This window comes from Terrisporobacter sp., from assembly GCF_017888745.1.
Taxonomy (GTDB): domain Bacteria; phylum Bacillota; class Clostridia; order Peptostreptococcales; family Peptostreptococcaceae; genus Terrisporobacter.
Genome location: NZ_JAGHFM010000119.1, coordinates 1 through 13,770 on the forward strand (window position 1 = coordinate 1; position 13,770 = coordinate 13,770).

9 protein-coding genes and 1 pseudogene are annotated in these 13,770 nt (G+C 30.0%); 2 read left to right on the forward strand and 8 right to left on the reverse strand.

The window, feature by feature from the left end; translation table 11 throughout:
- The 4 genes from J7G74_RS05860 to J7G74_RS05875 form a co-directional block, all read right to left on the reverse strand.
- Positions 1-671, reverse strand: a 671-nt coding sequence (locus J7G74_RS05860; RefSeq protein ID WP_297133058.1) for an ABC transporter permease, incomplete at its 3' end; no start/stop codon positions are given.
- Positions 671-1,840, reverse strand: a complete 1,170-nt coding sequence (locus J7G74_RS05865) for an ABC transporter permease (RefSeq protein WP_297133060.1) — start codon at positions 1,838-1,840, stop codon at positions 671-673. The genes J7G74_RS05865 and J7G74_RS05860, both read right to left, overlap by 1 nt.
- Complete coding sequence (locus J7G74_RS05870) at positions 1,833-3,377, reverse strand: ABC transporter ATP-binding protein (protein WP_297133062.1); 1,545 nt, start codon at positions 3,375-3,377, stop codon at positions 1,833-1,835. Before J7G74_RS05870 ends, J7G74_RS05865 begins: the two co-directional genes overlap by 8 nt.
- Before the next feature lie 137 nt (positions 3,378-3,514).
- Positions 3,515-4,603 (reverse strand): BMP family lipoprotein, encoded by a 1,089-nt coding sequence (locus J7G74_RS05875; RefSeq protein ID WP_297133065.1) that lies wholly within the window; start codon positions 4,601-4,603, stop codon positions 3,515-3,517.
- 252 nt (positions 4,604-4,855) lie between these two features.
- Between J7G74_RS05875 and J7G74_RS05880 the strand changes: the two genes are divergently transcribed.
- On the forward strand, positions 4,856-5,863 hold the full coding sequence (locus J7G74_RS05880; protein ID WP_297133067.1) for an LCP family protein: 1,008 nt from the start codon (positions 4,856-4,858) through the stop codon (positions 5,861-5,863).
- 161 nt (positions 5,864-6,024) lie between these two features.
- Complete coding sequence (locus tag J7G74_RS05885; RefSeq protein ID WP_297133069.1) at positions 6,025-7,065, forward strand: ABC transporter substrate-binding protein; 1,041 nt, start codon at positions 6,025-6,027, stop codon at positions 7,063-7,065.
- Positions 7,066-7,145: 80 nt separating this feature from the next.
- On the opposite strand, the gene J7G74_RS05890 is transcribed toward J7G74_RS05885, so the two are convergent.
- The 4 genes and pseudogenes from J7G74_RS05890 to J7G74_RS05905 all read right to left on the reverse strand — a co-directional run.
- Complete coding sequence (locus J7G74_RS05890) at positions 7,146-10,676, reverse strand: FAD-dependent oxidoreductase (protein WP_297133071.1); 3,531 nt, start codon at positions 10,674-10,676, stop codon at positions 7,146-7,148.
- Positions 10,677-10,693: 17 nt separating this feature from the next.
- Positions 10,694-12,442 carry an NADH-quinone oxidoreductase subunit NuoF gene (gene nuoF, locus J7G74_RS05895; RefSeq protein ID WP_297133073.1) on the reverse strand — a complete coding sequence of 583 codons (1,749 nt, stop codon included), beginning with the start codon at positions 12,440-12,442 and terminating at the stop codon, positions 10,694-10,696.
- A 14-nt stretch (positions 12,443-12,456) separates the two neighbouring features.
- The gene (nuoE, locus tag J7G74_RS05900) at positions 12,457-12,966 is read right to left on the reverse strand and encodes an NADH-quinone oxidoreductase subunit NuoE (protein ID WP_297133075.1); all 510 of its coding nucleotides are present in this window, start codon (positions 12,964-12,966) and stop codon (positions 12,457-12,459) included.
- Between the two features lie 245 nt (positions 12,967-13,211).
- Positions 13,212-13,770, reverse strand: a pseudogene (locus J7G74_RS05905) (kinase); the annotation flags it as partial.

Here is a 13,770-nt window from a genome sequence, read left to right on the forward strand (position 1 = left end):
GAAGTTGGTATTACAAATACTAATCCACCAAGACCTGCAAGTGCTCCTGAAATTATTACTCCTGCATATCTCATTTTATAAACATTTATACCAACAGAATCAGCAGCTTGAGGATGCTCTCCACATGCTCTTAATCTAAGTCCAAATCTCGTTTTGTATAATACTATTACAGATATTATTAATATGGATACACCTATATAAGTTGTTATATAGCAGTTTTTAAAAAATAAATCTCCTATTATAGGAATATCGCTAAGTATTGGTACGGATGATATCCTAAATGTATTATTAAATGTAATTTGTTGAACACCATTAGTTTGTATCATTCTTGCAGCATATATTGCAAAAGCAGGTGCAAACATATTAAGTGCTGTACCACCTATTATTTGATCAGCTTTCATATTAATTGCTGAATATGCTAATAATAATGAAAAAATTGCTCCTGTTATCATGGCAATAAGTATAGCTAAGATTAATAATGATTGACCACTCATTTTATCTTGAACTTTATTAATAAATAAGATGCTTGTGAATGCACCTATTATCATAATTCCATCTAATGCTATATTTGTAACACCACCTCTTTCAGTGAACACACCTCCAAGTGCAACTATTAATAACGGTATGGAGAAGAACATGGTTTGTTGTGCAATAAGAAATAAAATATCCATTACTTATTCCCTCCTTCTATTGTATTTATAATTTCAACATCTTTACTTCCTTCATTTTTCCTATTTTTTCTTTTATTAATATATTTAGGTAAAAGGGATTTAAAGAATAGAGCAAAAGCACTAAAATAAATAATACAAGAGATAATTATATCTATCACTTCTGGCATATAATTTAGGGTTTGCAAATAATTACCACCTAAAGTAAGATAAGATATAAAAATTGCTGAAAATATAACTCCAATAGGATTAGATAAAGCAAGTAATGCAACAGGAATACCGTTAAAACCTTCAGCTGCTAATACATCTACAACTTTTATATGACGACCATTTGCACCCGAAAGATATAATAATCCTCCACCAAATCCTGATAATGCACCTGATATTACCATAGACAATACAATATTTCTTTTTTCATTAATACCTGCATACTTACTAGCAGAAGGATTAAAACCACATGCTTTTAATTCGTATCCAAATATTGTTTTATTAAGTACAATATAGATAATTATAGCAACTAATATAGCTATAATTATTCCAGCATTTACAGTAGAAATATCACTGTAGGATCCTGTTATATTACAAAATATTTTGTCAAGCCCCCATTTAGGTAAATCTGCACTTGGTAGGCAGTTTTGTGATAAAGACTTGTTAGAATCAAATATATATGCTTTTACTAACATGTTGCATAAATACATGCCAATATAATTCATCATAATAGTAGATATAACTTCATGAACATTATAATATGCTTTTAGTATACCAGGTATTAAAGCCCATAGTCCTCCTACTATAGCAGCACCTAATAATGCTATCATCCAATGGAAAGGTGCAGGTAAAATAGTACACTTTACCCCAATAAACACAGCTGTAAAAGCCCCCATAATAAATTGACCTGGTGCACCAATATTAAATAATCCTGTTTTAAAGGCAAATCCAACGGACAATCCAGTAAGTATAAGCGGTGTAGCAAAGTATAAAACTTGCCCTATTCCCTTCGCTCCCGTACTAAATCCGCCTTTTAAAATAATTACAAATCCACTAACTGCTTTATAAGGATCACTTATAAATAATATAATAAATCCAAAAGCAAGACCTATTAATATGGCGAAAATAGATGAAGTAGCATTGTTAAATCCATCACTTTTTATAAGATTTTTTATTTTATTCATAACATTTCTCCTCTCTTTGATTTTGAACTTTTGATCCTGCCATATATAATCCAAGCTCCTGAATTGTGACTTCCTTTGGATTTAAATCAGCTACAATTTTACCTTCATAAATAACTAAAATTCTATCACTTAAATTCATGACCTCATCTAATTCAAGTGACACTAATAATACAGCTTTACCTCTATCTCTTTCATCTATTAATTGTTTATGTATATATTCTATGGCACCAACATCTAAGCCTCTTGTTGGCTGAACAGCTATAAGTATTTCTGGATTTAAGTCAATTTCTCTAGCGATTATTGCTTTTTGTTGATTACCTCCTGACATACTTCTTGTAATAGTTTTACTGCCTTGACTACTTCTAATATCAAACTTATCTATTAGTAAATTAGAGTATTCATTTATGGCATTAAATTTTAGAAATCCTCTATTTTGATATTCTTTTGTAAAGTATCTTTTAAGTAATAAGTTTTCTCCTAATGAATAATCTAATACTAGACCGTCTTTATGTCTATCTTCTGGTATATGAGCCATACCTTTCATATTTCTTTTTCTTATACTTTCGTTAGTAATATCTATATTATTTAATAATATTTTCCCTCCATCTATAGACCCTAATCCAGTAAGTGCGTATATAAGCTCTGATTGACCATTTCCGTCGATTCCTGCAATACATACAATTTCACCCTTTTTCACATTAAAAGAAACATCATCTACAACTTTTTTTTCATGTGTCTTTGAATTTACACATAAATTTTTAACTTCTAAAGTTATATTTCCTAGTTCAGCTTCTTTTTTATCAATTTCAAAATTTACTTTATGCCCAACCATCATCTCTGATAATTCCTCTTTTGATGTGATTGATATATCAACAGTATTTATGTATTTACCTTTTCTAAGTATTGTACATCTATCGGCTACTTCTTTGATTTCATTTAATTTATGAGTTATAAATAGAATTGATTTTCCTTCTTTAGTTAAGTTCTTCATTATTTTCATTAATTCTTCAATTTCTTGTGGTGTTAAAACAGCTGTAGGTTCATCGAAAATAAGAATTTCATTTTCTCTATAAAGCATTTTTAATATTTCAACACGTTGTTGCATACCTACAGTTATATTCTCTATGATTGCATCTGGATCAACCATTAAACCATACTTCTCAGATAGTTCTATAACTTTTTTTCTTGCATCATCCATTTTTAAAAATCCATGTTTTGTTGTTTCTACTCCTAGAATAATATTTTGTAAAACAGTGAAATTATGTACTAATTTAAAGTGTTGATGCACCATACCAATACCAAGTTTATTAGCATCATTTGGATTATTAATTTCTACAGTACTTCCATTTTTTTTGATTATACCTTTTTCTGGTTGATACATTCCAAATAATACACTCATTAACGTGGATTTTCCAGCACCATTTTCTCCTAGCAACGCATGTATTTCGCCTTTTTTCAATTGTAATGTTATATTGTCATTTGCAATTATTCCCGGAAATTCTTTAGTTATGTTAAGCATTTCAATTATATATTCCATAGCCATCTCCTCAATTTATCTATTTAATTTCATTATATAGGAAAATATTGGTAATTACAATTTTCTAATTTATTACAAATAAAAAGTCAGTTCTTAAGAGAACTGACTTTTAGTATTTATATAATTATATATTTTTACTATTTGACAACTCTAACTGTAACATTACTTAAGTCTAAATCAGTTGCATTTTTAACATCATCTTTTTGAAGTTTAATTTTACCATCAGCTAAATCTTTATATACTTTATCATAATCATCTTGTGTAAATTTTTTAAATTCAGACGTATTCATTGGAAGCTTTACTCCATCTTTTTCTGCACCTAAAACTAAAGATTTTCCACCAGGGAATTGATTATTATAGTATTGATTTAAAGTTTGTTCTACAGCAGAAGATAAACCTTTCATTGCTGATGTTATCACAGTATCAGATTCAGAACTTTGATCTACATCAACACCTATAACTTTTTTACCCTCTATTGACTCTGCAGCTGACATAACTGAGTTGCCAACTGCTCCACCACAAGCAAATATTACTTCTGTACCATCAGTATACCAAGAAGAAGCTAATGTTTGAACTTCTGGAGTAGCATCAAATCCACCAGTATAGTGATATTTAATATCTACAGTATCTATACCAAGTTCTTTAGCTGCTACATCTGCACCTTGAACAAATCCATATCCAAAACGCACAACTGCAGGAACTGATATTCCACCCATAAATCCTAGCTTAGTATATCCTTCCTTTACTGCTGCATAACCTGCAAGATAACCTGATTCTTCTTCTGCAAATACTATCCCAACTGTATTTTTATTAGTTCTGTATTCTTTTCCATCAGCATCATGAGGATTACCATCGATTAGTATAAAATTCACATCTGGATATTTATCTTGTGCTATGTAAATAGGTTCTTCAAATAAATATCCTGGTGTAACAACTACTTTTGCTCCACCTTGTACAGCTAATTCTATTGATGCTAAATATGCATCTGTAGATTGTTCTGTTGGTTTGTAGTATTTATGAGAAATATTTTTTTCTTTTGCATAAGCTTCTATACCTTCCCATGTTCCTTGGTTAAAAGATTTGTCATCTATTGTCCCTATGTCTGTTATCATTGCTATTTCTCCACCATCACTTTTTTCACTTGAATCATCAGATGAAGAACTGCTACATGCTACCAAACTCAACCCTAAGATACAAGATAGTAAAACAGATAATAATTTTTTCATTCCTTTGTTTCCCCTCCATTATTTTTTTGACTACTCGTCAAGATAATTATATGATATTATTTAATATTTTAGAAGTATTTTCCAATAAGTTAAATTATACTATTCAAACTCACCTACTTATATCAACAATTTAATCTCTTATTTTACAAAATATACAAAATAAAATACTTAAATATTGATACAATTTATATTTGTTGTTATAATTTCTATTATAGTTAAAATTTATAATATACAAGATAGGAAGGGATTAAATTGTCAAAATTAAAAAAAATTATAATAGGTTTAGTTTTATTACTAATACTTATACCAGTAGGGACATATGGTTATATTAATTTTAAACTTAAAGATGCAACTGTTGAATCTACTTATACTTCTAAATTAGAAGATGTAAAAGGTGTAACAAATATATTGTTACTCGGTACAGATGGTAGAAAAGGAGAAACAGCTTTTAGAACAGACTCTATGATTATATTAACTATTGATAGTAACAATAAAAATATCAAACTTACATCATTAGCTCGTGATACATATGTAGATATCCCAGGTAAAGGTAAAGGTAAATTAAATACTGCTTACTTCTGGGGGAAAGAATCTTTATTATTTGAGACTATTGAAAATGAGTTTGGCATAGGTGTTGATAAATTTGCTATAGTAGACTTTAACTCATTAATGGATATTATTTATGTTTTAGATGGTGTGGAAGTAGATGTTTCACAAAATGAAATATCTCAATTAAATAAATACACAAAAGAATGTTATGAAATATCTGATAATCCTAAAAAAGGTCAGTTACAATTAATAACTAATACTGGAAAACAAACTTTAAATGGATATCAAGCATTAGCTTACACTAGAATTAGATATAATGATAGCGCCATAAATAGAGATGAGAGACAAAGGGAAGTTATAATGGCAATTGTTGAAAAATATAAAAATACATCATTAACAAAATTCCCTGCTCTAATTGATTCTATTATTCCATATCTAACAACTAATTTAAACTCAAATGATATATTAGGTTTAGCTTCTGATGCCATTAGTATACTATCTAGTAAACCATTATCTGAGGCAATGATTCAAGCTGAGTTCCCAATAATAGATGGTATTCATACAAAGGGTGGTAGTTATAAAAATGCAGGATGGGTATGGTTATATGACATAAACTCTACTGTTGTATTAAAAGATTTTATTTATAATAACATACTTCCAAAAGATAATGAGTATTTATTAGACACTAGCAATGTGCAGTTAAATTATTAAAGAAAAAAGCTATTATATAGTTTTACAACTATATAATAGCTTTTTTTATTATCATAAATAATCATATTTTTTCTACATAACTTTAATTAAAAAATGTAACAACAATTGTATATTAGTAATACTATATATTATGGTTATTATTTCTAAGGGGGAATATATTTATGCACAAAAAAATTATTGCTTTAACAAGTGCATTCGCGCTTGGTATTTGCTGTTTAACAGGTTGTAGCAATACAGAAGAACAAAAAACATCAGAAAATAAAAATTTGGATAAAATTACTATAGCAGAAGTAACCCATTCTGTTTTTTATGCTCCTCAATATGCGGCTATAACTAAAGGATTTTTTGAAGAAGAAGGCATAGAAGTTGATTTAATAGATGCACAAGGTGCTGATAAAACAATGGCTGCTTTAATTTCTGGAGAAGCTGACATTGGATTAATGGGACCAGAAGCATCAATATATGTATATAATCAAGGAAGCGATGACTATGCTGTTAACTTTGCTCAATTAACTAAGAGAGATGGAAGTTTTATAGTCTCAAGGGAAAAAAATGATAATTTCTCTTATGACGATTTAAAAGGTAAAGAAGTTTTAGGAGGAAGAGCTGGCGGTGTACCTCTAATGACTTTAGAATATTTATTAAAAGATAAGGGACTTACTATTGGAGAAAATACTTCTAATGGTGAGGTAAATGTAAGAACAGATATTCAATTTGGAGTTATGTCAGGCGCTTTCGCTGCTGGAGAAGGTGACTATACTACTGCTTTTGAACCAACTGCAAGTCAGTTAGTTAAAGAAGGTGCTGGTTATATAGTAGCTTCCGTTGGCCAAGATGCTGGTGAAGTTCCTTTTACAGCATATTCAGCAACTAAATCTTATATGGAAAAAAATTCTGATTTAATCCAAAGGTTTACTAATGCATTATATAAAGGTCAACAATGGGTTCAAAAAGCTTCAGATGAAGAAATAGCAGAAGCTATGCAACCTTTCTTTGAAGATACTTCAAAAGAAGATTTAATAGTTGTTGCTCAAAAATATAAAGAAATAGATGCATGGTGTTCTGATCCTTTATTAAAAGAAGAAAGTCTAGATAATTTGATGAATATAATGATTGAAGGCGGAGAGTTAGAGGAAAAAATACCTTATGATTCTGTAGTTACTACTTCATATGCTCAAAAAGCTATAGATAATAATAAATAATAAGTAATTTTTATAATGAATCAAAAGAGCCACCTTTTAGGTGGCTCTTTATATTAATATAAAAATGTGTTTATAATTGTTTATATATTATAAGATAAACATCTATGTTCTGTTTTAGCTTGCTTAGGCAATCTATCATTTATAACATTCATTAAATTATCACTACATTCAAGAACATCAACAAAATTACCTTCATCTACTAATATAAATTTAGGATTGATTGGAGATAGTACATTCCCTAGGATTTGCCCAAGTTTAGCATATTTATATCTAGGAAGAACATCTTCCATTTCCAAACTTATATCTAAAGTATCTAAATAATTAAATTCTACTTCATATATATGAGCTATTTCTGATGCAACTTGCCAGTTTGATAATTCTACATCTTCATATATGGCTTGATTTACTTCTTGTATTCTTCTTTCTGTATTGGTAAAGGTTCCATTTACACTTACAAATCCAGTTCCTGGTATTACAACATCGGCTTTATAACAAGTTTCAGTCATATGAGTATCGCAAACCATTAAGAACTCTAAATCATCAAAGTCATATGATGGATTTTCTCCAAAGCATAATAATGCTTTAACTCCATTCATTGATTCCTTACCAGATTTTATTCCCATATCTATTAATCCTTGAGAATTATTTTTAGCCTTAATTTGTAAGATACCATCTCTTGGAGATCCAATATGACCTGATAGTAATGCAATATTAGCTATCATAATAGAAGCTTCATATGATACAACATTTTGTTGGAATACTATCATAGATTTTTTAGCATTTACATATTCATTTGCAATTTCTTTAATATCATCAGATACTGCCATATTAGATAAAGAAGATTTAAACTCTTCAAAATTAGCTAAAGATGACACTTTACCCATATCAATTAATGATTTAGCTATTTCTTTTAAGGTATCAAGATTATTTTCTACATATACTACTTTTGTAGCAAAGTCAAAGTTATTAACTTCGTATCCTACAGGATTTATTACATATATTTTAGCTCCATTTTCAGCCGCTTGTTTTAACTTAAGTTGAATTACTGGGTTATTTTCCATTATAAAGCCAAAAGTTAATATAACATTTGTAGATAGTAGTTCATCTATTGTATTTGGAGAAACATCTAATCCAAGAACTTCTTCAACTCCACTCTTTCTATTATTAAAACAAAGAGTTTTAGCTCCCATTACCTCTGCTAATTTTTTAATAGCATAGGCTTCTTCATTTGTATATCTATCAGATATAGAAACTGCCACTGAATCTTTTCCATATTTTGCAGCTATACTTTCAGCTTTTTTAGAAACTAATACTAAAGCTTCATGATAATCACTTTCTCTAAATCCTTCTTTAGTTCTTATAAGTGGATTTGTAAGTTTTCCTTCTAATACAGAACAATCAAATCCCCATTTTCCTTTTCCACATATAAGACCTTTGTTAACTTTTCCATCTTTAGCTGGATTAGATTTAATTAACATATCACCATAAGATTCAAGGTGTAAACTACATCCTACTGAACAGAACGAACATGTAGTTTCTGTAACATTTGTATCAAGAGGTACTTCTTTAAATACTGATTGTCTTTCTTGAATAGCTCCTGTTGGGCAAACACTTACACATTGACCACAAGACATACATCCAGATTCTTCAAGAGGCTTTTCTAAAGCAGGTTTAACCACTGTATCAAATCCTCTATTAACTAAACCTAATGCTCCTACTCCCATAACTTCATCACAGACTCTTACACAAAGTCCGCAAAGTATACACTTATTAGAATCCCTTACTATAAATGGATGATTATCTTCAAATTCTACTTTATTCTTATCTCCTGCAAGTCTATTTGGTTCAACTTTATATTCATTAGCATATTCTATCAACTTACATTCAAAGTAGTCATGACAACCACATTCTAAACATCTAGAAGCTTCTTTTACAGCTTGATCTTCATCATATCCAAATACAACTTCTGTAAAGTTATCTCTTCTTTCTTCAGCTTCTAATTGATTCATAACTGGTCTGCACATTCTTTCTCTATCCTCAAATGTTTTTTCAGTTATATCAAATCTCTCTACTACATATGGTTTTTCATATTTAAGTATTTCTCCATTTAAATATGAATTTATAGACTCAGAAACTTTCTTAGCATCTGCTATAGCCTCTACTGCAATAGATATTTTATCATTACCACAGTCTCCACCAGCAAATACACCTTCCATACTAGTCATAAATGTATCTTTGTCATATGCTATTGCATTTTTTCGAGTTTTTTCTAAGCCATCGAAGCATGACGAATCAACTGCTTGACCTATAGCCAATATCATAGTATCAATATCAATAGTTTCTGTTTTTCCTTCAACAGGTATTGGTTTTCTTCTTCCAGATGCATCAGGCTCACCTAGTTCCATAATTTGAAGAACTACTTGTTTTACTTTTCCTTCTTCATCAGAGATTACTTCTATAGGATTAGTTAAATTTTTGAAGATTACGCCTTCTTCTTCAGCCTCAACTATTTCTACCATATCAGCTGGCATTTCATTTTTAGTTCTTCTATATATATTATAAACTTTTTTTGCTCCTAGCCTTATAGCCGTTCTACAAGCATCCATTGCTGTATTACCGCCACCAACTATAGCAACCTTTTCTCCAAGTTTAATTTCTTCATTTCTAACAACTTTTCTTAAAAAATCAATTCCACCTATTACACCTATACTATCTTCACCTTTACATTTAACCCCAGTAGATACCCAAGCACCTATTCCAAGCAATACTGCATCATAGTCAGATTTTATTGTTTCAAAAGGTATATCCATACCAACTTTAGTATTAGGAATAATTCTAACTCCCATATCTTCTATTAAAGCTATTTCTTCATCTAAGACAGCTTTTGGAAGTCTGTATTCTGGTATACCATAGCGAAGCATACCACCAAGTTTAGGCATTGATTCTATTATAGTTACACTATGACCCATTTGTCTTAAAAAATATGCTGCAGATAGACCCATAGGTCCTCCACCAATTATAGCTATACTTTTCCCTGTCTCTTCTTCTATTTCTGGAATAAATGGATTTTCTGATTCTAAATCTTTATCAGCAACGAACCTTTTTAACCACTGTATAGATAGAGGCTCTTCAACTAATTTTCTTCTACATTTCTCTTCACATGGATGTGGGCATACTCTACCTAAAGAAGCTGGTAGTGGTATTTTATCTTTTATTAATTCTATAGCTGCCTCATGTTCTCCATTAGCTATTAAGCCTACATAACCTTGACAATCTGTTCCTGCTGGACAAGAAAGTACACAGGGTGGTCTACAATCTCCTATATGATTTGATAACAATAATTCTAAATTTGTTTTTCTAGATTCTATTACTCTTTCAGTATTAGTTTTTATTATCATATCTGATGATATCTCAGTGGCACAAGCTTTAACCATTTTAGGCATACCTTCAATTTCAACTACACATAAACCACATGAACCATATATTTTTGTTCTTTCGTCGAAGCATAGAGTAGGAATGAAAACATCATTTTCTCTTGCAACTTCAAGAATTGTTTGACCAGGTAAACCAAATACTTCTTTACCGTCAATATTTAATCTGAATTTTTTCATTTTATAATCCCCCTCTCTTAGTCTCTAACTATAGCGTTAAACTTACAAGTTTCTTCGCATTTACCACATTTTATACATTTATCATGGTCAATAACATGCATTTCTTTCTTTTCACCTGATATTGCACTAACTGGGCATTTTCTAGCACATGCTGTACAACCCTTACAATTATCAGTAATATTAAATGAGATAAGATTCTTACATGATTTTGCTGTACATTTTTTATTATAAATATGATCTTCATACTCATTTCTAAAATATTTGATTGTAGTAAGAACTGGATTAGGTGCAGTTTGTCCTAATCCACACATAGAACCATCTTTTATTTTAATAGCTAATTCTTCAAGTAATTCTATATCTCCGTCTTTACCTTCACCATTAGTGATTCTTTCTAAAATTTCAAGCATTCTCTTTGTACCAATACGGCAGTAATTACATTTTCCACAAGATTCTTTTCTTGTAAAATCTAAGAAATATCTTGCCATATCTACCATACAAGTAGTTTCATCCATTACTATCATTCCACCAGAACCAACTATAGCTCCTGTTTTATTTATATTTTCATAGTCAACAGGAGTATCTATTAGTTTAGCAGGAATGCATCCACCTGATGGTCCACCCATTTGGACTGCTTTGAACTCTTTATCCTTTTTTATTCCTCCGCCTATTCCAAATATAACATCTTTTAGTGGAAGACCCATAGGCACTTCTACAAGTCCACCTTTTTTTATTTTGCCTGCAAGAGCAAATACTTTAGTACCCTTACTCTTATCTGTTCCCATTGAACCAAATGCATCTCCTCCATTTGCTATAATCCAAGCAACATTTGCATAAGTTTCAACATTATTTATATTTGTAGGTTTTTGCCAGTAGCCTTTTTCTGCTGGGAATGGTGGTTTAAGCCTTGGCATACCTCTTTCACCTTCTAATGAAGCTATAAGAGCAGTTTCTTCTCCACATACAAAAGCTCCTGCACCTGCTTTGATTCTTAAATCAAAATCAAATTCACTATCAAATATATTTTTGCCTAAAAAACCTTTTTCTCTAGCTTGAGACATAGCTATCTCTAATCTATGAATAGCAAGAGGATATTCAGCACGGACATATATAACTCCTTCACTAGCTCCCATAGCATATCCGCCTATTATCATACCTTCTATTAATGAGTGTGGATCACCCTCAAGAACAGATCTATCCATGAAAGCACCTGGATCTCCTTCATCAGCATTACAAACTATATACTTTTGTTCTCCTTGATTTTTTTTTGCAGCATTCCACTTAAACCAAGTAGGAAATCCTGCTCCTCCTCTACCTCTTAATCCTGAAACTTTTATTTCTTCTATTACTTCGTCTTGGCTCATTGAAGTAACAACTTTTCTTGTAGCTTCATATCCACCTACTGAAATATATTCTTCTATTTTTTCTGGATTAATTAAGCCACAATTTCTAAGTACTACCCTTTGTTGTTTCTCTATAAATAATTTATCTTCATCAGATATTGCCACATCACTTGCTATTTCCCCATTTACAAGATGTTTTTCAACTATTTCAGCAACTTTATCTGATTTTACCTTTACATATCTAGTCATATTGTCATTATCATCATAAATATCAACTATTGGTTCAAGATAACAAGTACCAACACAACCTGTAATATCAACTTTTATATCTAGTTCTTTTTCAATGATTAATCTTTCAAATTCTGCAGCTGTCTTTTTTGCTCCTGTTGCAACACCACAACTACCTTGACCGATTATAACCTTCATCCCCTATTCACCCCCTATGATCTTTCTTTGATTTCTGTTAAAATTTCTTTTACAGAATCTTTAGTTAAGTTTCCATATGTCTCGTCACTGTCAGCACTTTTAATCATCATAACTGGTGCTAATGAACAACATCCTAAACATGCCACATTATTTAAGGTAAATAATCCATCTTCTGTTGTTTCACCATCCTTAATATTTAATAACTCACATACAGCTTCTTCTATCATTTCAGAACCGTTGACATGGCATGCTGTACCTTGACAAAGCATTATTAAATACTTACCAATTGGTTGTAGTCTAAATTGTGCATAAAAAGTAGCAACACCGTATATCTTAGCTGTTTTAATCCCTGTTGCTTCAGATATGTGATTCATAGTATCAATTGATATGTATCCATAGATATCTTGAGCTTTTTGTAGAATTGTTATAAGGCTTCCAGGTACTTTGGCATACTTATCTAAAACAAGATCTAATTCTTTAAAATCTTGAAATTGCTCATTTTCGCAGCAACATTTTTGACTCATCTTGCTTACCCCCCATTTAAAAATTGTATCCATATTATATATGTACTACTAATAATAATATTAGCAAAAAAAGGAAATTATAGCAAATGAAAACTCAAATTTTGTTATTATTTTAACTATAAAATTAAATAGTATATATTTATTTAATATGTTATTTAATTTTATATATACCATCATTGAAATTTTAATAAGTTAATTAATTATTTTAATAAAATAGCTTCTACATAAATGTAGAAGCTATTTTATTAAGCATTTTCAAATGTGTATATGGCATCTATTCTAGTTATATAAATACTATCATTTTTACAACCTATATACTTGGCATATTTTTTTACTTTTTCCTTTGCTAAATCTATATTACCAACACCTTTATCCATTAGTTCTTTTATATACATATCCATTAGCAACCCTTTATATTCTTTTAAATCAAAGCCTAAGTATTCTGCTAATTTTTCTATTTCTAGCATAAAATCTCCATCTTCTTTTACTAAAAATTCATAAACATCTTTTCTATATGGATTAGCCATAATTATCTTCTGCACAACTTTACACCCATCTAATTTACTTATAAATCCATCTTTGTAATTATTAAATAATGCATTTGATTGTCTTATTGATCTTTGGTCTATATATGAATTAACTTCTGTAACTCCATTTTCTAATAATGCATCTAAAACAGCAAAATGAATTTTAAAACAATCTTCATATATATAATTTGATAACTTACATATTATGGGTTTAACATCAAAGATCCTAATACTATTATTTTTCTTACTTTTATTATTATTTATATCTCTATTTACA

Excerpts from the sequence above, each read along its gene's own strand:
- nuoE (WP_297133075.1), bottom strand. The coding sequence starts at position 12,966 with ATGAGTCAAAAATGTTGCTGCGAAAATGAGCAATTTCAAGATTTTAAA.
- J7G74_RS05875 (WP_297133065.1), bottom strand. The coding sequence starts at position 4,603 with ATGAAAAAATTATTATCTGTTTTACTATCTTGTATCTTAGGGTTGAGT.
- J7G74_RS05865 (WP_297133060.1), bottom strand. The coding sequence starts at position 1,840 with ATGAATAAAATAAAAAATCTTATAAAAAGTGATGGATTTAACAATGCT.
- nuoF (WP_297133073.1), bottom strand. The coding sequence starts at position 12,442 with ATGAAGGTTATAATCGGTCAAGGTAGTTGTGGTGTTGCAACAGGAGCA.
- J7G74_RS05890 (WP_297133071.1), bottom strand. The coding sequence starts at position 10,676 with ATGAAAAAATTCAGATTAAATATTGACGGTAAAGAAGTATTTGGTTTA.
- J7G74_RS05885 (WP_297133069.1), top strand. The coding sequence starts at position 6,025 with ATGCACAAAAAAATTATTGCTTTAACAAGTGCATTCGCGCTTGGTATT.
- J7G74_RS05870 (WP_297133062.1), bottom strand. The coding sequence starts at position 3,377 with ATGGAATATATAATTGAAATGCTTAACATAACTAAAGAATTTCCGGGA.